At 61.7% G+C, this 24,117-nt stretch carries 21 protein-coding genes, 3 pseudogenes and 1 other annotated feature; of the genes and pseudogenes, 7 read left to right on the top strand and 17 right to left on the bottom strand.

What is annotated here, in order from left to right; translation table 11 throughout:
• Window positions 1–224 precede the first annotated feature (224 nt).
• Entirely contained in the window at window positions 225–731 is a 507-nt protein-coding gene (locus ACS4RR_RS12280; RefSeq protein ID WP_170262006.1) for a MarR family winged helix-turn-helix transcriptional regulator, read from the top strand.
• Between the two features lie 32 nt (window positions 732–763).
• Here ACS4RR_RS12280 and ACS4RR_RS12275 read toward each other — a convergent pair whose 3' ends face one another.
• A complete protein-coding gene (locus ACS4RR_RS12275; RefSeq protein WP_222279219.1) occupies window positions 764–2,065 on the bottom strand; it encodes an epoxide hydrolase family protein in 1,302 nt (433 codons plus the stop codon).
• Between the two features lie 232 nt (window positions 2,066–2,297).
• Between ACS4RR_RS12275 and ACS4RR_RS12270 the strand changes: the two genes are divergently transcribed.
• Window positions 2,298–2,714, top strand: coding sequence for an NUDIX hydrolase (locus tag ACS4RR_RS12270; protein WP_456188847.1), 417 nt, complete (start codon window positions 2,298–2,300; stop codon window positions 2,712–2,714).
• A 38-nt stretch (window positions 2,715–2,752) separates the two neighbouring features.
• Here the strand turns inward: ACS4RR_RS12270 and ACS4RR_RS12265 are convergent, their stop codons facing one another.
• The gene (locus tag ACS4RR_RS12265) at window positions 2,753–3,814 is read right to left on the bottom strand and encodes a DUF3095 family protein (protein WP_456188846.1); all 1,062 of its coding nucleotides are present in this window, start codon (window positions 3,812–3,814) and stop codon (window positions 2,753–2,755) included.
• A 117-nt stretch (window positions 3,815–3,931) separates the two neighbouring features.
• Window positions 3,932–4,327, bottom strand: a complete 396-nt coding sequence (locus ACS4RR_RS12260; RefSeq protein WP_222279214.1) for an Ohr family peroxiredoxin — start codon at window positions 4,325–4,327, stop codon at window positions 3,932–3,934.
• A gap of 273 nt (window positions 4,328–4,600) precedes the next feature.
• On the opposite strand from ACS4RR_RS12260, the pseudogene ACS4RR_RS12255 reads away from it, so the two are divergent.
• Window positions 4,601–5,400 (top strand): annotated as a pseudogene (locus tag ACS4RR_RS12255) (class I SAM-dependent methyltransferase).
• 26 nt (window positions 5,401–5,426) lie between these two features.
• On the opposite strand, the gene ACS4RR_RS12250 reads toward ACS4RR_RS12255, so the two are convergent.
• From ACS4RR_RS12250 to ACS4RR_RS12225, 6 genes are all read right to left on the bottom strand, one after another.
• On the bottom strand, window positions 5,427–6,047 hold the full coding sequence (locus tag ACS4RR_RS12250) for a hypothetical protein (protein ID WP_260108883.1): 621 nt from the start codon (window positions 6,045–6,047) through the stop codon (window positions 5,427–5,429).
• A gap of 103 nt (window positions 6,048–6,150) precedes the next feature.
• Window positions 6,151–6,276, bottom strand: a complete 126-nt coding sequence (locus tag ACS4RR_RS12245) for a hypothetical protein (RefSeq protein WP_260108884.1) — start codon at window positions 6,274–6,276, stop codon at window positions 6,151–6,153.
• A gap of 383 nt (window positions 6,277–6,659) precedes the next feature.
• Window positions 6,660–7,007, bottom strand: a complete 348-nt coding sequence (locus ACS4RR_RS12240; RefSeq protein ID WP_222336138.1) for a CAP-Gly domain-containing protein — start codon at window positions 7,005–7,007, stop codon at window positions 6,660–6,662.
• 140 nt (window positions 7,008–7,147) lie between these two features.
• Window positions 7,148–8,455 carry an extensin-like domain-containing protein gene (locus ACS4RR_RS12235; RefSeq protein WP_456188845.1) on the bottom strand — a complete coding sequence of 436 codons (1,308 nt, stop codon included), beginning with the start codon at window positions 8,453–8,455 and terminating at the stop codon, window positions 7,148–7,150.
• 186 nt (window positions 8,456–8,641) lie between these two features.
• The gene (locus ACS4RR_RS12230) at window positions 8,642–10,210 is read right to left on the bottom strand and encodes a peroxidase family protein (RefSeq protein WP_260108886.1); all 1,569 of its coding nucleotides are present in this window, start codon (window positions 10,208–10,210) and stop codon (window positions 8,642–8,644) included.
• Window positions 10,211–10,870: 660 nt separating this feature from the next.
• Window positions 10,871–12,688 carry a methyl-accepting chemotaxis protein gene (locus ACS4RR_RS12225; protein ID WP_456188844.1) on the bottom strand — a complete coding sequence of 606 codons (1,818 nt, stop codon included), beginning with the start codon at window positions 12,686–12,688 and terminating at the stop codon, window positions 10,871–10,873.
• Window positions 12,689–12,978: 290 nt separating this feature from the next.
• On the opposite strand from ACS4RR_RS12225, the gene ACS4RR_RS12220 reads away from it, so the two are divergent.
• Both ACS4RR_RS12220 and ACS4RR_RS12215 read left to right on the top strand, forming a co-directional pair.
• Window positions 12,979–13,365: an acyl-CoA thioesterase gene (locus tag ACS4RR_RS12220; RefSeq protein WP_170262013.1), complete on the top strand. Its 387-nt coding sequence runs from the start codon at window positions 12,979–12,981 to the stop codon at window positions 13,363–13,365.
• 19 nt (window positions 13,366–13,384) lie between these two features.
• Window positions 13,385–13,972: a hypothetical protein gene (locus tag ACS4RR_RS12215; RefSeq protein ID WP_017964756.1), complete on the top strand. Its 588-nt coding sequence runs from the start codon at window positions 13,385–13,387 to the stop codon at window positions 13,970–13,972.
• 273 nt (window positions 13,973–14,245) lie between these two features.
• Here the strand turns inward: ACS4RR_RS12215 and ACS4RR_RS12210 are convergent, their stop codons facing one another.
• The 3 genes and pseudogenes from ACS4RR_RS12210 to ACS4RR_RS12200 all read right to left on the bottom strand — a co-directional run bounded on the left by ACS4RR_RS12210 (window position 14,246) and on the right by ACS4RR_RS12200 (window position 17,507).
• Window positions 14,246–15,418 carry a DUF1501 domain-containing protein gene (locus ACS4RR_RS12210; protein ID WP_456188843.1) on the bottom strand — a complete coding sequence of 391 codons (1,173 nt, stop codon included), beginning with the start codon at window positions 15,416–15,418 and terminating at the stop codon, window positions 14,246–14,248.
• A 12-nt stretch (window positions 15,419–15,430) separates the two neighbouring features.
• Complete coding sequence (locus ACS4RR_RS12205; RefSeq protein ID WP_456188842.1) at window positions 15,431–16,942, bottom strand: DUF1800 domain-containing protein; 1,512 nt, start codon at window positions 16,940–16,942, stop codon at window positions 15,431–15,433.
• Window positions 16,943–17,161: 219 nt separating this feature from the next.
• Window positions 17,162–17,507: pseudogene (locus tag ACS4RR_RS12200) on the bottom strand (DMT family protein).
• 294 nt (window positions 17,508–17,801) lie between these two features.
• Here ACS4RR_RS12200 and ACS4RR_RS12195 point away from each other — a divergent pair.
• Window positions 17,802–18,635 carry an RDD family protein gene (locus tag ACS4RR_RS12195; RefSeq protein WP_222384146.1) on the top strand — a complete coding sequence of 278 codons (834 nt, stop codon included), beginning with the start codon at window positions 17,802–17,804 and terminating at the stop codon, window positions 18,633–18,635.
• 79 nt (window positions 18,636–18,714) lie between these two features.
• Here the strand turns inward: ACS4RR_RS12195 and ACS4RR_RS12190 are convergent, their stop codons facing one another.
• Complete coding sequence (locus ACS4RR_RS12190; RefSeq protein ID WP_456188841.1) at window positions 18,715–19,965, bottom strand: MFS transporter; 1,251 nt, start codon at window positions 19,963–19,965, stop codon at window positions 18,715–18,717.
• 525 nt (window positions 19,966–20,490) lie between these two features.
• Window positions 20,491–21,294, bottom strand: a complete 804-nt coding sequence (locus tag ACS4RR_RS12185; RefSeq protein WP_456188840.1) for a class I SAM-dependent methyltransferase — start codon at window positions 21,292–21,294, stop codon at window positions 20,491–20,493.
• A gap of 223 nt (window positions 21,295–21,517) precedes the next feature.
• Here ACS4RR_RS12185 and ACS4RR_RS12180 point away from each other — a divergent pair.
• A pseudogene (locus tag ACS4RR_RS12180) lies at window positions 21,518–21,658 on the top strand (LysR family transcriptional regulator); the annotation flags it as partial.
• 11 nt (window positions 21,659–21,669) lie between these two features.
• Here ACS4RR_RS12180 and ACS4RR_RS12175 read toward each other — a convergent pair.
• The 3 genes from ACS4RR_RS12175 to ACS4RR_RS12165 form a co-directional block, all read right to left on the bottom strand.
• Complete coding sequence (locus ACS4RR_RS12175; RefSeq protein WP_456188839.1) at window positions 21,670–23,136, bottom strand: SulP family inorganic anion transporter; 1,467 nt, start codon at window positions 23,134–23,136, stop codon at window positions 21,670–21,672.
• Between the two features lie 70 nt (window positions 23,137–23,206).
• Window positions 23,207–23,262, bottom strand: a sequence feature (sul1 is cis-regulatory element that is thought to sense ions involved in sulfur or methionine metabolism; They are found in Alphaproteobacteria).
• 141 nt (window positions 23,263–23,403) lie between these two features.
• The gene (locus tag ACS4RR_RS12170; RefSeq protein ID WP_456188838.1) at window positions 23,404–23,655 is read right to left on the bottom strand and encodes a hypothetical protein; all 252 of its coding nucleotides are present in this window, start codon (window positions 23,653–23,655) and stop codon (window positions 23,404–23,406) included.
• A 78-nt stretch (window positions 23,656–23,733) separates the two neighbouring features.
• Window positions 23,734–24,111 (bottom strand): response regulator, encoded by a 378-nt coding sequence (locus ACS4RR_RS12165; protein ID WP_456188837.1) that lies wholly within the window; start codon window positions 24,109–24,111, stop codon window positions 23,734–23,736.
• Window positions 24,112–24,117: the final 6 nt, after the last annotated feature.

The following is a 24,117-nucleotide window of genomic DNA, read 5'->3' as shown; positions in this document are numbered from 1 at the left end:
GATGGCCGAGCTTTGATCGGGAAAGTATCGGAAATTAGCTCCAAACGCGTCATCTCTTTTTGCTGCAACCAAAAACCAGTTCGCCGCCCCGACACTGGCCGCCGCTCCGGAAGCTGGGGGCGACGGCCGGATAGGCTGTCCAAAAACAGCAGTCGAGTCAATTGCGATTTAATCGGATACGATATATATAAGTCCTAGCATTCAGAACCTAGTAGGATAAACCCATGCCCGCATCTAAAACCGCAAGACAGACTGGCAGTCCCGCGCCCGCCTCCCCGCCAGCGGGCAAGGAAGGCCGAAAACTTTCGAATTTCCTGTGCTTCGCGGTCTATTCGGCAAATCTCGCCTTCGGCCGCGCCTATAAGCCGATCCTGGACGAGCTTGGCCTGACCTATACCCAATATATCACCATGGTGGCTCTCTCCGAAGAGGATGACCAGACCGTCGGCGCATTGGGGGAAAAGATGTTCCTCGAATCCAACACGCTGACCCCCATCCTCAAGAAGCTGGAGTCGAATGGTTATATCACCCGTCACCGCGATCCCGCCGACGAGCGGCAGGTGCGGGTCAGCCTGACGCCGGCGGGGCGCCAACTCGTTGAAACCGATCCCGGCGACGCGCTGATTGGCGCCATCGGTCTCGGCGACGACTTTCCCGTCGTGCAGAAATCGGTGACGACGCTGCGCGACAACCTGCTGCGGTCAACGCAGGGCGAACCGGGGAAATCGTGATCGCGGCATCAGTCGCCTGATCCCGCTTGGCTCTATTGCCGCAGCGGCCGGAACGCCGTCCTAAGCTCGGCAGTGAAAGCCATCGGCTGTTCCCAGGCGGCGAAGTGACCGCCCTTCGGCAGCCGGTTATAGTGGATGAGCTTCGGATAGGCCCTCTCCGCCCAGCTCTGCGGCGCCTGGTAGATCTCATCGGGAAAAGCACTGACCGCCACCGGGATCTTGATGCCCCTGGGGTCGAAGAACCCGCCCGACGGATGGTGCGCATTGTCCCAATAGAGGCGTGCAGAGGAGATTGCTGTGTTCGTCAGCCAGTAAAGCGTGACGTTGTCGAGGATATCGTCCTTCGTCAGCCCCTCGGGCTCTCCGTCGAAAACGCGGGCGATCATCCGGTAACTGCGGATGTCGTGATCTAGCATCCACGAAGCAAGCCCGATCGGCGAGTCGACGATCCCGTAGAGTGTCTGCGGTCGGTTGTTCATCTCGATGGCATAACCCAGCCCATTCTTGTAGAAGTCGTCGAGCTGATCGAAGGCGCGCCTTTCGTCCGGCGAAAGGTCGGCTGGCGGCATGCCGCCGGCGGCAAGAACCTTGGCGATGTCAGCCGGAACCGTGGCCGCCATGTTCGTATGGATGCCGAGCAATCCGGGCGGCTCCTGCACCGCCATCAGTTCGGTGACCGCGTTGCCCCAGTCGCCACCCTGCGCCACGAACTTCGTATAGCCGAGACGTTGCATCAGCGTCACCCAGGCGTGCGCGATGCGTGGCGGGTTCCAGTTCCCCGACCCCGTCGGTTTCCCGGAAAAGCCGTAGCCCGGCAAAGACGGGATCACCACGTCAAATGCGTCCGCTTCGCTCCCGCCATGCGCTGTCGGATCGGTGAGCGGTTCGATGATCTTCAACTGCTCGATGATGGAGCCAGGCCATCCATGTGTGACGATCAGCGGCAGCGCATTTTTATGCTGGGAGCGCACGTGAATGAAGTGAATATCCAGCCCGTCGATCTCGGTGATGAACTGCGGCAGCGCATTGAGCCGCGCCTCCATCTTGCGCCAGTCGTAATCCGTCGCCCAATGCTTCGCGAGTTTCTGGATCGTCGCGAGCTGCACGCCCTGCGTATCATCCGCGACGGTCTCCTTGTCAGGCCAACGGGTGGCCGCGACGCGCCGGCGCAGATCGTCAAGCTGATCCTCGGGGAAATTGACGCTGAAGGGGCTAAGCCCGTCGCCGTTTGCCTGAGCGCTACGCGTCCCGGCAAGCATGCTCATGGCTCCGGCGGCGGCCGTGGCGGCAAGCAGCTCGCGCCGTGTGGGCGTTGATAGGGATGTGGGTGGCATGACGCTCTCCTCTCCGTTTGATCTGTTCGGAAACGGACGAAGATCGACTGACCGACCTCGTTCGCATCAGCAGGTCATTCGCGTCTGTCCGGGGACTATGCTCCCAGGCAATGTCGGGGGTCAACCTACCCGGTCAGGCTATGCCTCGACTGTCTCGATGGACGACTGGTCATTGCAAAGAGCCGTGGTTGCGGGCAGCATCGGCGCGAGATCGATGAGGAAAGGAGAATGCATGCCCGACATCGCGATGGGCGTTTTGAGCCGGAACGGAACCGTTCTTCTGGCCAGGCGCAGTTCCGAGCGCAAGGTGCACCCGGATCGCTGGAGCCTCCCGGGCGGCCATATCGAAGAGGGCGAAGACGCTGAGACGGCGATGTGCCGGGAATTGATGGAAGAAATAGGCGTGACGCCGGAGCTCTGGCAGTTTGCAGGACGGTTCACCTCGGAAGACCAGCCCGAAGCATCCGCGACATTCCATGTCTATCACGTCGATAAATGGCAGGGCCAGCCGCGACTTATCGGTGACGAACACACCGAGCTCAGATGGTTCACCGCCATCGCGACAGAAAAAGAAGCCAAATTAGCGCCGCCTCAGCTCACTGAGATTCTCGCAAACCTCGCCGTACGGGAAACAGGCACTCCCGCTTAGGTTTGTTGGCGGTCACCACGTCTCGCCGGTTGAACGGGTCAGCGCGCATGATGCTGGACGTTGGAAAGCGCACCGGCCTCCATAATCTCGGCCGCCTTGGCATAACCGCCGCCCATTCCGTCGAGGAAATGCAGGTGCAGATCCGGGCTACCTGATGGCACGAGACAAGTCATCAGCGCATGCGACTGGCGGTGCAGTCCGAAATTGATCTCGCCGCGCGCCCTTGCCGGAGCGAGGATCGCTTCGACCCTGTCGATCTGTTCGGGCGTGCAGTCCAGCGTCAGGCGCAAACCGTCATCGAATTTGCGGAAATCCGAATTGGCGGTAACCTCCGACCAGCGTTTCGCATCGACACGCTTGCCGCTGCCTTTGGGCATGGCAACATCCCTGGCGATAGCCATATCCACGGGAACCGGATGACACCGGTGCGACTGCGCATCGAAGACGGCAAGCACGCGCTTTGCCAGCGCCGCAAAAACCTCCGGGCTCGTATCGTCATTCGGCTCCACCAGCAGCGACAGGATCTCGCCCCGCTGGCTCGGGAATGGCGTCCAGTCGCAGCTCAGCCCGGTCAGATCCGGCTTCGTCGCGTAGCGTCCCGGCTTGACCAGATACCGGCCGCTCTTGATCTGCTGCTCCGCCCATTTGAGCCCTCCTCCTGCAAACATCGCATAGGTCGCGTTTTCCGAAGCCGCATAGCGCGCAACTCTTACGTCGCGCCCACTATTGCGGATTTCGCGCACGGTGAGCAGCCCGATACGAAGGGTGAGATCGAGATCGCTTCTTGCAAAGCTCGCGACCTGCCGCAACGCCGAGGTCGCGGCCATGATGCCGTGCGGCGGCAAGGCGAATGCCGCCCCGTCTCCACGAAACACGAAGGGGAAATCGAACGAACCCCAGGCATTGCCGAGAGCGGCGATAACAGATGCACCTGCGAAGTTGACATCTTCATAGCGTCCCGACTTGATCGCCGGCGTCGAGTTGACGACGTCGGTGATGCCGATCAGCCAATCCTCGGGCAGCGGCTCATAGGCGGCTGGGTCGAGCACGAGCGAAAACTCGTCATAGGCCTGGTGTGGCTGGGCATGGCTATTGATCATGGCATGTTCTCCAGATCGGCAAGGTTCCGGTGCCTGCTACCTCAGGAAGGGGTCTGCCGGCCGATCGGCAGGCCCTCCCTATCAAATCCTCGGGCGGTGAGGTCCGCCCTTCCCCGCTCAGACAAGCGTGGTTTCGACGTCGATATTGCCGTGTGTCGCCTTGGAATAAGGGCAGATGCCATGGGCCGCCTCGATCAATTGCTGCGCAATGTCGCGATCGATGCCGGAGAGGCTGACATTGAGGCGCGCCCTGAGGAAAAAGGAGCCGTTGTCGGCGTTGAGAGTAATCTCCGCATCGACCTCAGGGCTGGCGGGCAGCGTGATCTTTCTCTGGGCGGCGGCAAGTTCGATGGCGCCGATATAGCAGGCCGACCAGGCGATGCCGAACAGGTTTTCGGCAGCCGGATGCGGTTGCGGCAGCTTGATGTCGATCGTGCCGTCGCTGCTGCGTGCGGAGCCGTTGCGGCCGCCGGAGATGTGGGTTCTGCCGGTAAAGAGAAGCTTCTCGGTCATGGTGATATCCTTTCGGTTCGATTTACTACGCATCCGATTAAATCGGATGCGCTCTAATACGCCGCACCAAAACCGATGTCAACACTATTCCGATTTAATCGGATGCGATTTATTTCTCAGGCCAAACTCATCACATCAAGGTAATCCTCAACGGCAGCTGTGCGAGCAGGCCGACCCGCTGCGCAAAGTCACGTCTTGCCTGGGAACAGAGCCCTCTATAGGCTCTGCCGGCAAGCGCGAGGTGGCTCTCATGAAAAAGCCCGGAGAGATGCCATGTCCTCCATAACGGCAGACAATGCGGGACAGTATGGCGACAGCCGGAAGCTCGCCGCGCGGGCTCGACTGCATAGCCAATACACCATCGCCGAGACGGCCTGGTTTCCATGGGTTGCCGCGCAATTGTCCCTGAAGCCAGGCGATCGTGTCCTCGATGTCGGCTGTGGGCCAGCCTTGGTTCTGGGCGGCAACGGCAGGTCTGCTGCCGGCGGACCTTCACCTGACGCTCGCCGACCTTTCAGCCGGTATGGTCGACGAGGCAATGGCGCGTTGCAGCGCACTGCCATTCGGCTCCGTCCGCGGCTTGCCAGGCCGACGCCGCCGCGCTCCCCTTCGAAGATGACGCTTTCGATGCCGTGGTCGCGATGCATATGCTCTATCATCTGCCCGACCCGGCCGCGGGCATCGCGGATATGTCAAGAGTGCTCAGGCCGGGTGGCCTGCTCGCGGTCACAACCAACGGCGCCGGCAATATGCGCGAGATCTACGCGCTGACGACCGTATTCGGCAGTGCCCCATCCGATCCGGCTGCCGAAGCCTTCGGATATGACGCTGCCGAACGATCGATGCGGTCGCAGTTTGGAAACGTGACCACGTCGCAGCATCCGGCAAGCCTGAAGATCACTGAGCCCGAGGATGTATTCCTGGCGCTCACCTCCTACCCGCCGGGCGATGGCGCCCGCGAGCTCCAGCTTACCAAATTCCGTCAAGCCATTGCCGATGCCTTCAGCCAACGCAACGGCGTGCTTGAGGTCCGCAGGGAGACCGCGCTGTTCCTCAGCAGAAAGGCGGCCTGATCCGTATCGCGGTGTCTGCTGCGCCCTTACGACCGCGGCCGGCCGTCGTCGAACAGCGCGGCAAGCCACTGGTAGTATCGTGGCTGCTTCTCCCGCATCTGGTTGCGCGAATAAGGTGGCCGATCGATGTCGCCGAACAGGTAGACGCTGGCCGTGACCGCGAAGAATTCGTGACCATTGCTCATCATGTAGGAATCGCCCGGCCAGACCCGCTTGCCGATATCGAAGAATTGCGCGACATCGGTATTGCCGAATCCGCCCGGAAGCATCCGGTCGTGATAGGCATGCAGAAGTTCATGCAGGATGATCGGCTTGTCGGGCGCAAGACTTTTGACGCGCAGGTCGATGCCGGTCTTGCTGCTGTAGTGGCCGGGCCCCGCTTTTGCGGCGGCGGGGTTGGCCCAGATCCTGATCGTGCGCATGAAGGTGAGGACATCGGGTTTCAGATTGACATGCTCGACGATATCGAGCTGCCGCTTGACCGTCGCGGCCATCTCCCGATCGGGCTCCGCGCCCTTGGCGTTGGTGAGATCGACCTGCCATCCGTGATAGGTGAAAACCAGCGGATCGGCCCCCGCCGTTCCCGTGGCCGCGATCATGAAGATGATGGCGGCGCAGAGCGCCAGGATTTTCGAAATCGGTCTCATGGCCGCTCCTCAACATGTCCCACGCGGACTGTTGCACAGGCAAACTGAAGGCACAATCACATCATGTCGGCCAACCTGCAGTTAACTAACCGCCACTATCCGTTCACGCCTCCACGCCCGAACGCATGCTCTGGAAGAAATCGACAAGCGGCCGCGGCGCCTGGTCGTTGAAGCACATGTCGAGGCCGGCGGCCAATTGTGCGGCCGCATCTTCGCTGCGGGGAAGCATCGCCGCTTCGTAGGAGGCGAGTGCTGCCTCGATATCATCCCGTCAGCAATGATCGCCTGCGCCGGTTCCGCGCCGTCGAGCATCGCCAGATTGGCGCCTTCGCCGGCAAAGGGCGACATCAGATGCGCGGCATCGCCGATCAGCGTGAGGCCTGGCCGGCGCTGCCAGCGGTGGCCGAAAGGCAAGGCATAAAGCGGCCTTGCGATCAACGGCGCCTCGCTTCTGGCGATGAGGTCGACGAGCGAGGGATGCCAATCGTTGAAACGCGCCAGCACGTCCTCGCGCAGGCCAAGATGGGTTGTGCCGAAGCCGCCGTGCAGCCGCTGCTTCGGATGTATCGGTCAGCAATGGCGGGTCGCCGGGAGATCCCGGTGCAACAGCGCTCAGACCTTCTCTTTCTTCCTGATTTTTTCCTTCGGTTCGACTGGCGCATCGGGCGTCGGGGCCAGAAGCTTGCGCAGCGATCCGATCTTGTCCTTCACCAGTGGCCGGAAACGCGTCGCGCGATAGGGCATGTCGGCCGCCCCATAACCTTCCGGCCCGTCGTCATTGCCGCGATGAATTTCCGCGAGCTTCACCCCGATGAAGGTGCCGTCGATATAATGGGTATATTCGCCCACCCAGCGGATCGTATAGATCTCGCCTTTGCGGATGAGCTGGTCGATGCTCACATGCTTGAAGGTATCGTTGATGCAGACGACCTTCTGGCCGACATGGAAATCATAACTCATGGATCAAACTCTCGAAACGGCAATCCGCTTGGCCGATCTATAGCGTGCCCTGCGGCGGGGATGAACCGTTTTCTCGCAGCCAGGCCCCGATTGCTGCGGCACCAGCCGCAGCCATGCCGCACACTTTAAGGCGGCATGCATCAGTCGCAATAGGCCTTGCCGCTCTTGCGGGAGCGAAGATCGAAGTGGAAGTGGTTCCAGTGCTCCGGGTTGCTGCCCGGCCCGAGCACGGTGTTGAAATAGCGGCAGCTGTCGCTGCGCACCGCCTTCAGCAGCCGCCCCTCGCGCAGCGAGAACAGCCCCTTCTTGCGCACGTCGATTTCGTGGCCGTTCTTCAGCACGAACTTGCCGACGTCGATGGCGTTGCCGCGGGCGTGTTCCGACATCGGATTGTATTTCTGCCGGCTGTTGTTCATGCGCCGGCAGGAATAGCCGCCGAGCGGCTGGATCGTCTTGATGCCGCTCCAGTAGCGATAGCGGGCGGACGGTGCCAGCTCGTTCTTCACCCATTTGGCGAAAGCGAGCGTCACCTGGCAGTTCAGCGTCACGGCCGGGCGCACGCCGATATTGCCGGAAAGCCCCTTCAGCGACACCGGATAAGGCACCTGGCAGGCCGGCCCGTTCGAAATCGGCGGCTTGTCGTCGAAGAGCACGCCCATGCGCTTCAGCTCGCGCCGGCAGGCAAGCTCGGAGGACGGCATGACGCTGGGATCGACGGGCGCTGCCGGCTCACTCATCATCGGATTGTTCGGCCGCAGCATCGCGACCTCTTCGCTCTCGTCCTCTTCGGGAACACGGGTCGGCGCCACCACAGGGCTGCCGTCGTTCCAGGCAGGCGCCCGGCTCATCTGTGCCTCGGCCGCCGGCTGCGGCATTGCCTGCTGCGGGGGCTGGCGCATGGGCTGGTTGAGCTGCGTTGGACTATCGGTGCCGATGCCGTCGACAACCGGCTCGGTGGCGTTGCCCTCGGCGATCTGCTGCTGTTGTTCCTGCGCCAGCCCGACAACCGGCTCGGCCCCGAGATCGTCATCCATGTTGACGCCGCCGGACGGGATCGCAAGCACCTGCGTGCCGCCCCGGTTCTGGTTCTGCTGCGCTAAGGCCTCGTCGCTGTCGATCATCGGCAGCTTGCCCCGCCGCGCCTGTGGTGCGGCTTGGGCGGCATGGCCGGTGCCGGCAAGGTTTGGCGTATCGAGATAATCGACCGAGCCCTGGCTATTGCCGACGGGCGCGCTGGAAACCGGATAGGTGGCCTGGCTCTCCACCGGCGCCATGCGCACGGCAGGTGCCATGCGCGCTGCCCCCCGCGACGGCGAGATCGAGCTGACCCTAGTGCCATTGTCGACATTGGCCGGCGGCACCAGTCCGTCGCTGATCGAACAGGTCGTCAGCGCCGCCGAGAGGATAACGGGCAAAAGGGTTCGCCGAGGAAAGGAAACAAACGCCATACTCTTATCGCTTCCGCAGGCTGGCTGGGCAGTGACCGAAAAAACTCACTCCAAATTTAATAAAAAACGGTGAACGAAAGCTTACCCGCGCAATCTGAAGGCGATGAACGCGAAAAAGGCCGCTCTCGCGGCCTTTTCAAGGTTGAGTCACGAGGCCCAGCGCAGTTTCGCGCTGCGCGAGATCGGCTACCTGTTCGTGAAATTGATCAGATCGGCCATGGTGAAATGACCCGCCACAGCGCTCGGCAATGTCGGCCGCCACTTCGGCCATTGCGCCAGGAACGAGTGGCGATCCTCGCGGATGAGGCCGGCGAGGACCTCGGCAATGATCGTGCCGCCGACCGGTCCGAGATGCTGGCTATTCCCTGCTATCTCCGCCTCGCGCAGGATGTAGAACCACAGCGGCGCGTTGCCATTGAAGATGCCGGGATGATCGATCAGCAATTTGCCACGCGCCTCCTTCCTCTCGGCATCCTCGCTGTCGAACAGTTGTTCGTCCGACAGCGCCTCCATTTCCATGTGGCGGGCGACTGCTTGGCCGGAAGGCAGTCCGAGGCGCCAGCCGCGCAAAAGGTTCAAGGCGGCGAGCGCCCTGTGGGCCTTGATCGGCTCCTTCTGATGATCCGGCAGGCTGGTCAGCGGATCGACCAGCAGCGTATCGAGCTTGTAGGAGGGCTGCGGCAGAATGGCGCCCGGGGGCGGCGCTCCATCCGGAGCGACCCCGTCGAAGAAGAAGGCCCAATCGATCGACCAGAAGTCGGGAAGCTCACGGAACCCGTTCAAATTCGCCAGCGGCTCCTGCGCCACGTCGGTCAAGGAGAATATCGGAATGCGGTTGAACTTTGCCATTTTTCCATTGAATGGCTGCTCGTCGGGCCTGGCCTTCGTCACGATCCTGTTGAGGGAATAGCTCGGCCTCACCATCGTATGGCCATATCGGTAAGCCGCGACCGAGAATTCGACCGGGATAAAGGCATACCGGCCCTGCGGATTGTAGAAGCGAATGACAGGCTTTTCGCCTCGTCCGACGATGACGCGCTCATAAGTCTCCTGACCGATTATCCTGGGCAGGAAATCATGCAGGACGATCCACTGGTAATGCCAGCGGACCGTCTGCTGACAGAGCTCGAAATCGCTGGTGCCGAGCGTATCCACCACCTTGTTGTGAAATCTGAGGAAGGTGGTGTGGAGCTGCGAGACGATCAGGTTTTCGTCATTGCGCTTGTCGCCGAGCAGCGCGCGGCGGATCGGGGCACTGTTCCTCGGCAGATCGGGGCGGTTGTTTCGCGCCTTGTCGAAATCCTTGTCCGTCCCGAGCAGCATGTGAAGCTCGTCGTCCTCATAAAGGAAAGGCTGGTCCGATGGCCCCGAGCCATAGACCGAATCCAGATCGAGACGCGGCGTGCGGAAGTCCTGCAGGGCATCGGGATCGTTGAAGCGATCGAGCGACGAGGCCGGATCGAAGGTGATATCATGATCGAGAAACTGCCCGAAATAGGTGAAACCGGCAGGGATCGCCGGATTTTCGTCTTCAGGCTCCCTCTCGTTGAGCGCAACATCGACGGGCTCGTGATCCTTGATCTTCTCCGCGAACTCCCCCTGGAACATCGTTTTCGCGAGATCGACGAGCGCCGCTTCGGTAAATGCGGCGGACGGCAGGTTGCGGAACATCCTCCCGAACCTCTGATCGCGAACGCTCGATTGCGCGACGTTATCCATACCTCTCACAGGCGAACCATGCTTGCTCTGAGCCATTTCGGGCCTCCCTCGGTTGCAAAGCTGGAATGCGATTACGGAAAACCCTGGAGGTTTCCGGCAGCGGAGTGATTGAGGGCAGCGGCATTCGATGCGGACGACTGCAGGCGGCAAAAGGTCGGTTTCATCGATCCCCGATGCAGGGGAACAGGCAGCGGCCATGCCAAAGCCGCCGGAACTGTGGTCTCGGATATTTAGAGAAATTGGAGAATTGTGTTGGCTTCCGTTACGGTAGCTATCGCTAGCTTCGAAATGCCCCGTCCCTCAAGTACAACCTGAATGAAGCATGTCAGCAGAATAATTGCAACGACATTCGCTTACTGATTGAATATGCTTCTTTTTACCAAGAACTTCCGCAACGTATAGTTCTCTGAAAAGCTTGGAATTGCCGCCAAGGTCGATCGTCAATAGTCGGGAGCGAGTATAGAGGAGAGCTGCAACGACTATGAATGCTGACAAAGTCCGCCTACCTCTTCTCCGTCATCCTCGGCCTTTGTTGTACGGCCTTGATACATAGCTGACAGATGCTCGGGACAAGCCCGAGCATGACGAAAGAGGAGTAACCGGCTCAACGAAAAAGAGCCGTCGCGACGGCTCTTTTCCTATGCGGTTTATTGAAGTGCGGGCCGTTCGACATCGCCGACAGGCCGTCAGTACGTCTCACGCAGCCCGCGTGTAACGCTGGGCCTGAGGTTCGCCGCCGCGCAGGCGGAAATTCGCGAGTAGCGTTTTCAGCTGGGTGCTTTCGTCGGCAAGCGTGCGGCTTGCCGCCGTCGTTTCCTCGACCATCGCGGCGTTCTGCTGTGTCATCTGGTCCATATGGTTGACGGAGCTATTGATCTCGTTCAGCCCGGTCGACTGCTCGCGCGCCGCCGTGGCGATCGACGCGACGTGATCGTTGACCCGATTGACCAGCGCCTCGATCTCCAGCAGCGCATCACCGGTCGAGCGCACCAGCGCCACGCCGCCCTCGACTTCGGCCGCCGAGCGGCTGATAAGCGCCTTGATCTCCTTGGCTGCATTGGCGGAACGCTGGGCAAGTTCGCGCACTTCCTGGGCGACGACGGCAAAGCCGCGGCCCGCCTCGCCGGCACGGGCGGCCTCGACGCCGGCATTCAGCGCCAGCAGGTTGGTCTGGAAGGCGATTTCGTCGATGACCGAGATGATCTGGCTGATGCGGTTGGAGGATCCTTCGATCCGGCCCATCGCGGTGACCGCATTGCGGACGATCTCGCCGGATTTTCCGGCGCTCGCCTTGGTCTCAGTCACCATCTCGCGCGCCTCGTTCGCGCGCTCGGATGCGGTCTTGACGGTCGCGGTGATCTCGTCGAGCGCTGCCGCCGTCTCTTCGAGTGCGGCCGCCTGCTGTTCCGTACGCTTCGACAGATTGCCGGTCGCCTCGCTGATGTCGGAAGCACTTTCGTTGACGACATGACTCGATTCGGCGATCGCATGGATCACGCCGTTCAGCGCGTCGACGGCGGCGTTGAAATCGCCCCTCAGCTTGGCGTAATCCTCGCCGATATCGCCGATCGCAACCGTCAGGTCGCCGCCCGCAAGCTTCTCCAGCCCGACGCCGAGCGCCTGCATCGCTTGGGTTTGCCGCTCGGAGGCCGAACGCAGACTTGCCTCGTTGCCGCGGCGCTCTTCTTCGATCTGGCGCTGCCTTTCGTCTTCCCGCCCTCGCAGCGCCCTGCGCTCGTCGACGGAATCGCGCAGCACCAGCAGCGCCTTGGCCATCTGGCCGATCTCGTCGCGGCGGTCGCTGCCGGCGATCTCCACAGATGCTTCTTCGGCCGCAATCGCGTTCATTGCCGCCTTCAGCCGCGCGATCGGCACTGTCACGCTGCGCACGATGGCATAGGCGATGGCGATTGTCGCGGCGGCGCCAAGCAGGCAGAGCAGTGCGGCCCAGATCGCGTTCTGGCGATAGAGCGCGGCAAGGTCATCCGCATAGACACCGGTGCCGACGATCCAGCCCCAGGGCTCGAAACCGGCGACATAGGAATATTTCAGCACTGGCTGGTCGGCGCCCGGCTTCGGCCAAAGATAATCGACGAAGCCCTTGCCGTCCTTCTTCACCTTGTTGACAAACTCGACGAACAGGAACTTGCCGGTCGGATCCTTCATCTGGGAGATATCGGTACCATCAAGCTGCGGCTTGATCGGGTGCATCACCATCGTGGGACGCATGTCGTTGATCCAGAAATAACCGTCTGCGCCGTAGCGCATCGCGCCGATCACGTCCTTGGCGGCGGCCTGCGCCTGTTCGCGGGTCATCGTACCCGCCTGCTCCATCTTGTAATATTTGTCGAAGATGCCGAGCGCCGTGGCATCCATTTGCGCCAGCCCCGCCTTCCGCTCCGCTTCCAGCTCGGAATAGGAATAGTTCAGAAAGAAGACCATCGTAGCCGCGAGCACGGCAAGCGTGAATCCGACGAGGCAGTAAAGACGGGTGGAAATCTTGACGTTGCGCATGAGGTTCCCAGCGATTCTTGTAAGTGAGATCAATCCCATTCTGAATTGCCGGAATTACTGGAGCGTAAAGCTTAATTAGAAGATTATTAAATAACGTAAGGTCAGACCAAAGCGGCAGAAATCAACCGTTTGAAATCAAACGAAATTTCAATCCACAACGGCTGCAACATTTTTCCCGTCCGCTACCTTCAGCGCTCCGCCTTGCCATCTTTTACAGCCCACGGCCTTTGCATTAGGGTGCTCCTCAGTGAATCGCCGGCCCATGGCCCGCATCAGATGGAGAACCCTTGATGACCGATGCCGCCAAGCCGAGAGGCGAACTGACGCTCAGGACGCTTGCCATGCCCGGCGATGCCAATCCGGCTGGCGATATCTTCGGCGGCTGGGTCATGGCGCAGATGGACCTTGCCTCAGGCATCCGTGCGGCCGAACGCGCTAAGGGTCGTGTCGTCACCGCCGCGGTCAAGGAGATGGCCTTCGAACTGCCGGTCAAGATCGGCGACACGTTGTCGGTCTATACCGATATCGACCGCGTCGGCCGCACCTCGATCACGCTCTGCGTCGAAGCCTGGGCGCACCGCGCACGTTACGCCAAGATGGAAAAGGTCACAGCTGGCACCTTCATCATGGTGGCGCTCGACGAAGAGGGCAAACCGAAGCAAGTCGCCGAGGAGTGACAGGCCAAGGATCGAAAGCATGGAAACTGTCAGCTCGCCGGAGGTCTTCCTTCACATCAAGGTGGTGATGGGCATGGTCATCAGCCTTTCGCTCGCCAGGGTGCTCACCGGCCTTGCCGGCATCGTCCAGCATCCCGCCAAGGCGAAAGTCTATGCCATCCATCTCGGCTGGGCGCTGTCGATGTTCCTCTTCATCATCCATATCTGGTGGTGGGAATATCGCCTGCAGGCCGTGCCTGCGATCGGCTTTGGCATCTATCTCTTCCTGATCTGCTTCTGCAGCCTGTTTTTCCTGCTTTGCGCCCTGCTCTTCCCCGCCTCGCTCGACGAATATGGCGGTTACGAGGAATATTTCATCTCGCGGCGCAAATGGTTCTTCGGCATCCTCGGCCTCACCTACGCCGTCGATATTCTCGACACGGCGATCAAGGGCCATGAGCGCATCCTCGCGCTCGGCTGGGAATATCCCGCGCGCAACATCATCTACATCATCCTCTGCGCCATCGCCGCCTGGACCCCCAACCGCCGCTTCCACGCCACCTTCGTCATCGCCAACCTGATCTACCAGGTCAGCTTCATCTTCAGGCTTTATGATGTTTTGGGGTGAGTTGCGGTCGGGCGCAGCCCGAGCAATCGATCCAGTGAATCGATTGCAGCAACGAACGCCCTGAGCCCAAGCGAAGGGCCGGGCAGCGGCTTGCTCCTCGGCGACGCACAGCCTCTCCTCCGTCGTTCCTGTGCTGTCACAGGAACGACGGAGGAGAGGCTGTGCCTCGCCAAGTACAGGCGGCCGCCCGACGCTCCGTCCCCCTCAGAGCGTTCGGCCCCGCAATCGATTCACCGCTCCGATCACTCACGCTTCGCGGCGTCGAGCCACTCCTCACGCCTTCAAAAACTGCGACCCCTTGTCAAACCCCAGCCCCGGGAAGATCTTCCCCGTCAAATCATCGGCGCTGACATCGAACTGCCGGTAGAGCATTGCCGCGGCGAGTTCGCGCACGTCGGCGGTCGGCATCAGGTCGCGGTCGTCGAGCAGCTGGCCGTCACTGAGCCCCGGCCAACGGCCGAGGATGCGCCCGCCGTTGATGGCGCCGCCGGCAAGCAGCGCGCAGCCGCCGGTGCCGTGGTCGGTGCCGGCTGAGCCGTTCTGGCGCACGGTGCGGCCGAATTCGGTCACGGCAAGCACCACGGTCTTCGACCAGATCTCGGGCCCGAGTGTCGCCTTCAGCGTATTGATCGCCTGGGCGAGGTCCTGCACTGGCCGCTTGAACTGGCCGGCCTGGCCGATATGCGTATCCCAGCCTGATATCGAGAAGCTGGCGATGCGATAATCGCCTTTCAGCATGTTACCGGCGAGCGCTGCCACGTCGGCGATCTTTGCGCCGTGCTGGCCCTCCGGCTCGACCACCATCGAGGCGGTGTCGGCCCGCGTCGCCTCGGCAAGCGCTTCGGCGAACGGCGGATCGCCGGCATAGAGCCGGGCCAGGAACTGCATCTCGTCGCGCGCCGGCGTCAGATTGGAATCCGACGCCCAGACGTCGACATTGTTCGGCCCGGAGAGGATCAGTTCCGTCGAGGTGTTGATGTCGATCGCCTTGCGCCCGTCCGAGCGCGGGATGACGGCGAGCGCCCGGTTCAGCCAGCCGGTCTTTTCCTCGGCGACATGCCCGCCGCCGGATTCCAGCATGTCCTGCCCGTCGAAATGGCTGCGCTGGTCGCGGTAGGGCGTCGACACCGCGTGCACGAAGGCGAGTTCCCGGTTCTTCCACAGCGGCATCAGCTCGGCCGCCGCCGGATTGAGGCCGAAATGCCCGTCGAGATCGAGAAGCCCGGTCTCGGGCGTCAGCGCCAGGGTCGGCCTGAGCGCCGCGAAACCGGCATCGCCATAGGGCTGCACCAGATCCAGCCCGTCCATCGCGCCGCGCAGCACGATGGTGACGAAACGGTTGTCACCCGGCATTGCCGCGAACATGACCGGCGTGAAGACGGGCGCGGCGGCAAGACAGCAGGCCGAGGCCAGAAAGCCGCGGCGGGACAGCGAAATGCGGTTCATGGACAAAGCCTCCTAGCGGCGATTGAATTCGGGCGATGCCAGCACCAGCGTCAGCCCGCTGATCTTGTTCGGCGCCTGCGATACCACGCGGATCGTCTCGTCGCGCGCCGCATCGGCAAGTGTCGATTTCAAGAATTCGCGCGGATCTTCGTCCCGGCCGAACTGTGCTGCGGCCCGCCTCGCCCAGGCCAGCCGCTCGGCGAGCTGGCTGCCGGTGATCCAGGCGGAGAAGCCTTCCTCGAAACCGGCCGGGCTCGGCGGCAGCCAGGTCGGTTGCCCCATGCGCCTGAGTGCGTCCTGCCCCAGCGCACGCGCCGTTCGGAAGGCTTTGAGGCGCTTCTCCCTCGCCTCGCCGGCGGGGTCCGTCGGCACCGGCGATCCTGCCATGCCAGGCGTGTTCGCCGCCATGTCGCCCTCGTCCGTACCCTGCTGGTTGGCCGCCAGGAAACTGCCGACAATGCCGTTGATCGGTCCCGCATTCAAAGCCCTCAGGCCGGTGACGACATAGTCGAAAGGCTGGCGGGCCTTGGCGCCCTCGTCGCGCCAAGCGGCGGGATCGTCGAGCATCGCAGTGTAGACGGCGGTCAGGTCGCCATCCGTCTTCTTCCAGGCTTCGGCCATATCGGACACCATCCCCTCGTCGGGCTGGTCGGCGATGAAATGCACCGCGAGCTTCCGGCTGATATGCGCCGCCGTCTTCGGATGCAGCGCCAGATCGTCGAGCATGTCGAGATAATCGTCGCGCGAGCGCCTGCGCCCGCCATAGCTGACGCCCAGCACCTCATGCGCGCCGGGCTCCGAAATGTTCGGCCGGAAGGCGATGTGCATCTCCTTGCGGTCGATGGTGAGGCCTGTCAGCACCATGGCTGCTGAGGTCACATCCGCCTGGGTATAGCCGCTGCCGGCGCCAAGCGTGTGCAGCTCCAGCAGTTCCCGGCCGAGATTTTCGTTCAGCCCTTTGTTGCGCTTCATGCCGCCGGCCGAATCCGGACCGAGCAGATCCGCCTGGTCCAGATAGATCAGCATGGCCGGATGGGCGGTGGCGCTGCGCAGGAGATCGCCGAACTTGCCTGATATGAATGGCCGGATCGCCTCGGCCTCGTAGAGCGGCACGATGAGGCGCATCGGCAGGCTCTTATTGGCGCTGGTGGAGAAATGATCGGTCCAGAAAGTCGAAAGCCTCTCGTAGAAGCCGTACGGCGACAGCACCGCCTGCATCAGCCGCAGGTTCGCATCGTGCTGGAACTGCTGCTGCACTTGCCGCTGTACCCCCTTGCGCATCTCGCGCTGCGTTGCATCGTCGGTTACCGTCTTGGCGTCCTGGCGGATCTGCTGCAACTGCGCCTGCAGGCTGAGAATCGCCTGGTGACGCGTGTCCGGGCCGCGAAGAGGAAAGTCCGGCGTTGCCGCCGCCCCCTTGCGCAGCTGGCCGATGAGATCGTCCCTACTGCTGGGCGGCGCTTCGCCCGGCCGGAAACCATAGCCGAACCGGATCGCCGCCATCGTCGGGAAAGACAGGCTCATGGCCGTTCACCTCGTCATCATCGCTAAGCAATTCCAGCAAAAATGCGTCGCGGTTTTGCGTCCGGAACTGCGCAAACAAGAAGTCAGAGCATTTCATTGACTCGGAGAAAACAGAAATGCTTGAGGTGACAGGCTGCCAGCCGATTGCGACGCCAATCTGTAGGAAATGTGGCGATATCTAGACATGGACAATTTGTAATCTATTGAAAAGGCTAAAGTTTATGCACGAAAGATGAACGATGCACCAATTGCAATCAGGGCAAAGCCGATCGCATGGTTCCAAGTCAGGTTGTCGCCGAGCCAGAAAATCGAGAAGCCGGATAAGACGTCAGCGTGATCACCTGCTGCATCGTCCTCAGCTGCGCCGTCGTATCGACCGCCGACCCGATGCGGTTCGCCGGCGCCGCCAAGCAATATCGAAGAAGGCGATATCCCAGCTGACGATAATGGCGAGGAAGATGGCGCTGCTCTTATGCTTGAAATGCCCGCACTAGCCAAAGGTCATGAAGATGTTGGAGGCAAACAGCATGACGATAGGCCAGACGGCGGCGGGAGAAAATTGCATAGGAGAACTCGAGGCTGCGAAGGGAAAAACCGATCCGGCAGGGGAGACACCAGCAGCCCCTACCTAGCACGCCGCCACCCGGCGGCAAGCCCCACGGTTGCGACCTTACGCCACCGAGACGATGCGGATATTAGGCAGGTCCGTGGCGGTTCGCCTTCCCAGCGCAGAAATTGCACCGGAACTCGACTTCAGCGTGAGCACGACGCTTCTCTCAAAAACACCGTGCATTTTTCCACTTAATGTTGAAACGAATCAACCTGCCGGAGTAGCTTGCGCGGATACATAGGGGGTGACATGGACACGACACCGCAGATGCCGCAATACGCTACTTTGCCTTCCCGCCACTTCTGGCGACGCGCCGTGGCCTATCTCATCGACATCATCATCTTTCAGGCCGCCATTCTCATAGCCGTCTACTGTATTTCAACAGTTCTTCCCCTAGACTTCCGCTTTCCCGGCTGGAGTTACACACAGTGCGGCGTAGAGTTGCCGGATCAGCTTGCAAAGCGGATTGACGCCGGATGGCCGCTGAGAAGTGGAGAAGTTCGTATCAATCAGATCTGCGAAGTCAGCCAAATCGGCTCGGAAAAACAAAGATACCTGCAGACGGGCGTCTCGCGTCAAACAGACAACGGGACATCAGGCCAATGGCTGACCATCCCTGTCGACGCGGACGACAATCCAGTGATCGGACCCGTGTTCGTATATTCCAGCGTGATCTCCGGCATCGTCAACATTGCCTTTCTCGCGTTTGCCTTCGCCTATTTTTCCGCAAATGGCCGCCGCACGATCGGAAAGAAGCTGCTCGGCCTGAGAGTCCAATCCGTCGATGGTAAAAGCCCCGGCCTTGGCACCGAGTTTAGACGGGAGATCCTGAAATTCAGCCCGTATCTGTTTTTCATCGCCGCCGCTTTTGCGTTTTCGCTGTTTCCAGTCTTTCCCACGGAAGACTTCGACGTGCTGCTCCGCATGTCTCGCGACGGATACACACTTTTGAACAAAGGCGCCGCAACGTTCAACATCATCCTGGGTATAGCCGCCCTTATTTGGTGGTTCTTGCCCTTCATCTTTTGGCGAGGACAGACCTTTTACGATCGCATCTGCGCCTGCAAGGTGGTGAAGAGCTGAAAGACTCTGTCGCCTTGGCGGCAGTACGCAAGAAAAGGCCGGCAGCCATCGCCGCCGGCCTCCATAGCCACAGGCAGCGCTAGATTTGCATCGCGCCATGCGCTTCCCTAGCCTCCTCCGTGCCGAAGCGGACATCCTTCTTCTCGTAGCCGAAGCCGGCGAGGGCCGCGACGACGAGCGCCACCACGGCTGCGACGATCAAAAGCGCATAGGCATAGTCGCCGTCCCAGCGGGCGGCGAGCCCCGCCTGCAGCGTCGCATTGCCCGACGCCAGCAGGTTGCCGAGCTGATAGGCAAAGCCGGGGAAGGTGCCGCGCACTTCATCCGGCGACAACTCGTTCAGATGCACCGGCACGATGCCCCAGGCGCCCTGGACGAAGAACTGCATCAGGAAAGCGCCGATGGCGAGCAGCACCGGCCTGGGCGCATAGGCCCAGAGCGGCGCGACGGGCACGGCGATCATGGCGGCGATGACGATCGCCCGTCTGCGGCCGATCCGCTGCGACAGCGCCCCGAAGAACAGCCCGCCGCAGATCGCCCCGATATTGTAGACGATGGCGATGGCGCCGACCGTATAGCTCGAATAGTTGCGCTGCGTCTCGAGGAAGGTCGGGTAGATATCCTGCGTGCCGTGGCTGAAGAAGTTGAACGCCGTCATCAGCAGCACCGACCAGATGAACAGCGGGATATTTTCGCGCAGCACCGTCAGGAACGGCCGGCGCCCCGTAGCCTGCCGTTTCAGGAAGGCCGGGCTCTCCTCGACATTGCGCCTGATATAGAGCACCAGCAGCGCCGGCAGCGCGCCGACGAAAAACATGCCGCGCCAGCCGATCACAGGAAAGAGCAGGAAGAACACGATCGAGGCGATGAGATAGCCCGAGGGATAGCCCGCCTGCAGAATGCCCGAGACGATGCCGCGGCTCTCCTCCGGCACCGTCTCCATGACAAGCGAAGCGCCCACACCCCACTCGCCGCCCATGGCGATGCCGTAGAGCGCGCGGAAGATGAGGAACATGGTGAGCCCGGTGGAAATGCCGGTCAGGAATTCGAATATCGAATAGAGCAGCACGTCCGCCATCAGCGTGATGCGCCGTCCGTAACGGTCGGCCGCCAGCCCAAAGACCAGCGCGCCGAGCGCCCGCATGGCGAGCGTCAGGAAGATCGCCACCGAGACGGCGGGAACGTCGGTGTGGAATTCCTCGGCGATATATTTGAGTACGAAGACGAGAATGAAGAAATCGAAGGCGTCGAGCGTCCAACCGAGATAGCTGGCGATGACGGCATTGCGCTGCTGCGGCGTCAGTCGGCGCAGGCTTTCCAAAGCGGACATTTGATATTCCTCCGTCCGAAAGCGGCGGCGAGGCGGGCAATTCCGGATGCCGTCGGAAGGGGTGCCCGAACCGGGCGGGTGATGCTGTTGCGGCTGCGTTTGCAGTCGCAGACAGCGGGCAATAACGTCAGCAATGCTGCCCGTGTTCCATCACGATTGCCGTGATCGGGTGGCACCTCCAGCGCCGTATTGGAAGGCGTACACCTTCCAGCACCCTGCCTTTCACGTTGGCGCATGCGGCCCGCTGCCTGCCTTTTCTCCCCAGCGGGGGTCCGAAGGATGGGTCGAGACCCGTGGCTCGACCCCGGTCGGTGCCGGCAGCGATGAGGGGGTGAGCGGCTAAGCCGCGAATGTACTGAGCGCAAGCGAAGGGCAATCAATGGATCGCGAGAAAGCGAAGAGCAATCAATGACGTAGTACCGTGCCGCCCCCTCATCCGACCCTTCGGGCCACCTTCTCCCCGCTGGGGAGAAGAGGGAGCAAGCGCACGATTCTCGTTTTAGAGAAGGTGGCGCTCCCGCTAATCTATCCGGGCACCCTGCCCCGGCACGCCCACGCCACCGATGCGAACGATCGCGGCCCATTCGGCTCGCCAGCCTCGTAAGCGGCCCTGACGGCGGCATCGACGGCATTTCGCCTCGCCGGGTCCAGACCGGCAACATATTTGCCGAGCGGTCCCTCGCCGGCGGCGATCGGATCCCAATAATCCTCGAAGGAAAGATATTCCATCCGGATCAGCAGCGAGGTCTCCTCGACTTCGGCTAGGCCCTGCGCGATGAAGCTCTCCTTCATTTCCCCCGGCCGCATCATCGGCTGGAAGCAATATCTGCGGCGCATTGCCAGCGCGTTCTCGTCGAGCATCGCCACCGTATCCCACATCATCCGCATGCCGGACATGCCGCCATAATGGTCCCAGACGGCGGCCGCGACCACGCCACCCGGGCGCACCACACGACGCATCTCGGATACCGCCTTTCCCGCCTCCGGCACGAAATGCAGCACGAGCAGCGACATCGCCCGGTCGAAGCGGTTGTCCTCGAAGGGAAGCGCACAGGCATCGGCCTGCCGGATCGTTACGCGCAGATCGGTGTTGCGTCGCGTTGCGGCCTCGACGAAAACCGGCGAATAGTCGACGGCGGCGATCTCCTGCAGGCCCGGCGTTTCCGCCAGCGTAAACGCCAGGCTGCCGGTGCCGCAGCCGACATCAAGCACGCGCTCGCCATCCGAGAGACCAGCGAAATCGATGAGCATCGGCGCCAGCCGCCTGCTCCAGCGCCCCATCAGCCGTTCGTAACCATCTGCACTTTCGACATTGAAACTTGATGGCATTAAAGCCTCCCCCTCAAGGACACAGGTCTTCGATCAAACAATAGCGTTCGCCGGCGACTGTACAAGCGGGATCCATGGGGTGGATCCTCGGCTCGAGGCCAATGATCCCGGGAGGTTGGCTATTGCTGCCTCTTTTCCAACGCGGCTATGAGGCGAGCGCCGGCCGATCCGCCTCCATCAAATATCACTGGTCGGAGACATCGATCACGTCGCCGACGCCGGCACCCCGACCGGCGGCCTGCATGGCGTCTATCCCAGCAGCCGGCACTTGCCGCCTTTGGTCAAGGCGTTCATCGAACTGGCCGTTAGACGGCTGAACGCGATAACCGGCAACAGCGACGATTACGTGATCGTCTCGCGGTAGCCCTCGCGCCGTCACACCTCCTTCAGCACTACCTTGCCGTCGAGGCTTCCGATCAAGGTCGCGCTCGCCTTGTTGAGGCCCGCGACCTCCACGGCGATGCCGTGAGCCGCGAACCGCTGCACGACCTTGTCGAGCGCGGCTACGGCGGTGATGTCCCAGAAATGCGCGTCGGACACGTCGATCAATACGGCCTTGCCGAGTGCATCCTGAACGTCGAAGGCTTCGACGAAGACGTCAGCGGAGGCAAAGAACACCTGGCCGGACACGCGATAGATCAGCCGCCCGGCGGCTTGATCGGGCGCCACGTCGACGCGCAGCAGGCTGGCGACCTTGAAGGTGAAGAACACGCCGCTGAGCAGCACGCCGACCGTTACACCAAGCGCCAGGTTGGCGGTGAAGACGGTGACGAGGACGGTTGCCACCATGACGGCGCTCGACATCCGGGGATGGACGACAACCGCTCTCAGTGACGACCAGTCGAACGTATCGATCGACACCATGACCATGATCGCCACCAGCGCAGCGACGGGAACCTCGGAGACCCACGGCTTCAGGAGCACCATCAGGATCAGCAAAAACGCGCCGGCAAACAAAGTGGAGAGCCGGCCGCGCCCGCCATATTTCACGTTGCTCACCGTCTGGCCGATCATGCCGCAGCCGGCGATGCCGCCGAACAGGCTGGCGGCGGCGTTGGCGAGGCCGAGACCGGTGCATTCGCGGTTCTTCGAACTCGGCGTATCCGTGAGATCGTCGACGACGCTCGCGGTCATCATCGATTCCAGCAGTCCGACCATCGCAATGGCAAGCGCAGGTCCTGCAATGATCCGAAGCGTTTCCAGCGTCAGCGGCACGGCCGGCCAGGCGAAGACGGGCAGCGAATCTGGGAGCTTGCCGAGGTCGGCAACGGTGAGAATAGGAAGCCCGAGCGCTATCGAGGCGACGGTCAGGATCAGAATGCAGATCAGCGGCGACGGGATCGCGGTGGTGATCCGCGGCGTCAGGTAAATGATGACGAGCCCGACAATCAGCATGGCATATTCCATCCAGCCGGCACCGACAATATGCGGCATCTGCGCCGCAAAGATCAGGATGGCGAGTGCATTGACGAAGCCGATGCGGACGGATTTCGACACGAAGCGCATCAACACGCCAAGCCGCAGCAGGCCGAACACGATCTGCAGCAGCCCCGCCAGCAGCCCGGCCGCGAAGAGATAGGGCAAGCCGTGAGCATGCACCAGCGGTGCCGCCACCAGCGCCACCGATCCGGCAGCGGCCGAGATCATCGCCGGGCGTCCGCCGGTAAACGCAATGACGATGCTGATGACGAAAGAGGCGAACAGGCCGACCTCGGGGTCAACCCCCGCCGCAAAAGAAAAGGCAATCACCTCGGGGATGAGGGCGAAGGTCGCCACCGCTCCGGCAAGCATTTCGCGCATGGGATTGGCCGACCAATCACGACGGATGGAGGAAAGCAGCATAGGAAGGAGACTCGCAAAGCATGGCCGGACCCACTCTGTCGAGCGGTCGCGTGATGGCATGCGGGTTTTGCGTTGTCTGGCGGATCGGCGGCCAGAAGAGCCACCCGGGATCTCACCGGGTCCGTGGTGAATGCCTGCGGTATAGACGGGATCTTTACTGCAGCGCAATATTCAATTGCGAAGGGACGAAAAAGCGCAAGCAGATACGCAACGCCTTGAGATAATCGGAGCGCACGCACCTTGCGCCCAGGCGGATTGCGGAGCCCCTCACTGCCAGAGGAAGTCCGGCCCCGTGCTCTGGGATGTGAGCTTGAGCGTCCCGTCCGGCTGGACGACATAGGTCTCGAACACACGGTAACCGAAATCGCCAAGGAAGGTATTCTTGACCACCGTTCCCGGACGATAGGGCGAATGCAGGACCTTTCCGCCATAGGTGAGGCTGCCTGGAAGAGGCTGCGGCCCCCTTGCGCTGGCGCAGGCCGAGAGAGCGAAGAGAACGGCAATGAGCGCGTGTTTCATCCGGACTATCTCCTCAGGCAGGCAGCAGCGGCCTGACGACGTCGATTTCCTTCTTATAACACGCAGCGCTGCTGCTGTTCACAAAGCAGTTTTGCTGCTGTCGAAGTTTTTACGTCGCTCCTCCACCCGCGAGAGCGCGCTGGCGATCCGCTCGTCGGTGAAGGGCTTGGAGATCACATCGAGCGCGCCTTCGATACCGTGACCGACATTCTCGGGACTACCGGTCACGAAGATGACGTCAACCCCATGGCGGTCGATCAGCCGACGCGCCAGCAGGGCGCCGCTCAGCCCATCGGAGAGACTGAGATCGACGAGCGCGACATCGCTTCTTTGAGCGTGGGCGAGAGCCTGCTCCACCGTCGATACCGGTCCGATGGTCTGGTGTCCGGCTTCTTGCGCAATGCGCTCGAGTTCCAGAGCGATAAGATTCTCATCTTCGACGATCATGACCTTCATGAATAA

Source organism: Rhizobium zaerense (assembly GCF_051810725.1).
In the GTDB taxonomy this organism is placed as follows: Bacteria; Pseudomonadota; Alphaproteobacteria; order Rhizobiales; family Rhizobiaceae; genus Rhizobium; species Rhizobium leguminosarum_I.
Note: the sequence above shows the minus strand (reverse complement) of the source record. Positions and strands in the feature narration are given on the sequence as shown.

Coding starts and splice junctions, on each gene's coding strand:
- ACS4RR_RS12280 (WP_170262006.1), top strand. CDS start 225: ATGCCCGCATCTAAAACCGCAAGACAGACTGGCAGTCCCGCGCCCGCC.
- ACS4RR_RS12275 (WP_222279219.1), bottom strand. CDS start 2,065: ATGCCACCCACATCCCTATCAACGCCCACACGGCGCGAGCTGCTTGCC.
- ACS4RR_RS12270 (WP_456188847.1), top strand. CDS start 2,298: ATGCCCGACATCGCGATGGGCGTTTTGAGCCGGAACGGAACCGTTCTT.
- ACS4RR_RS12265 (WP_456188846.1), bottom strand. CDS start 3,814: ATGATCAATAGCCATGCCCAGCCACACCAGGCCTATGACGAGTTTTCG.
- ACS4RR_RS12260 (WP_222279214.1), bottom strand. CDS start 4,327: ATGACCGAGAAGCTTCTCTTTACCGGCAGAACCCACATCTCCGGCGGC.
- ACS4RR_RS12250 (WP_260108883.1), bottom strand. CDS start 6,047: ATGAGACCGATTTCGAAAATCCTGGCGCTCTGCGCCGCCATCATCTTC.
- ACS4RR_RS12245 (WP_260108884.1), bottom strand. CDS start 6,276: ATGCTTCCCCGCAGCGAAGATGCGGCCGCACAATTGGCCGCCGGCCTC.
- ACS4RR_RS12240 (WP_222336138.1), bottom strand. CDS start 7,007: ATGAGTTATGATTTCCATGTCGGCCAGAAGGTCGTCTGCATCAACGAT.
- ACS4RR_RS12235 (WP_456188845.1), bottom strand. CDS start 8,455: ATGGCGTTTGTTTCCTTTCCTCGGCGAACCCTTTTGCCCGTTATCCTC.
- ACS4RR_RS12230 (WP_260108886.1), bottom strand. CDS start 10,210: ATGGCTCAGAGCAAGCATGGTTCGCCTGTGAGAGGTATGGATAACGTC.
- ACS4RR_RS12225 (WP_456188844.1), bottom strand. CDS start 12,688: ATGCGCAACGTCAAGATTTCCACCCGTCTTTACTGCCTCGTCGGATTC.
- ACS4RR_RS12220 (WP_170262013.1), top strand. CDS start 12,979: ATGACCGATGCCGCCAAGCCGAGAGGCGAACTGACGCTCAGGACGCTT.
- ACS4RR_RS12215 (WP_017964756.1), top strand. CDS start 13,385: ATGGAAACTGTCAGCTCGCCGGAGGTCTTCCTTCACATCAAGGTGGTG.
- ACS4RR_RS12210 (WP_456188843.1), bottom strand. CDS start 15,418: ATGAACCGCATTTCGCTGTCCCGCCGCGGCTTTCTGGCCTCGGCCTGC.
- ACS4RR_RS12205 (WP_456188842.1), bottom strand. CDS start 16,942: ATGAGCCTGTCTTTCCCGACGATGGCGGCGATCCGGTTCGGCTATGGT.
- ACS4RR_RS12195 (WP_222384146.1), top strand. CDS start 17,802: ATGGACACGACACCGCAGATGCCGCAATACGCTACTTTGCCTTCCCGC.
- ACS4RR_RS12190 (WP_456188841.1), bottom strand. CDS start 19,965: ATGTCCGCTTTGGAAAGCCTGCGCCGACTGACGCCGCAGCAGCGCAAT.
- ACS4RR_RS12185 (WP_456188840.1), bottom strand. CDS start 21,294: ATGCCATCAAGTTTCAATGTCGAAAGTGCAGATGGTTACGAACGGCTG.
- ACS4RR_RS12175 (WP_456188839.1), bottom strand. CDS start 23,136: ATGCTGCTTTCCTCCATCCGTCGTGATTGGTCGGCCAATCCCATGCGC.
- ACS4RR_RS12170 (WP_456188838.1), bottom strand. CDS start 23,655: ATGAAACACGCGCTCATTGCCGTTCTCTTCGCTCTCTCGGCCTGCGCC.
- ACS4RR_RS12165 (WP_456188837.1), bottom strand. CDS start 24,111: ATGAAGGTCATGATCGTCGAAGATGAGAATCTTATCGCTCTGGAACTC.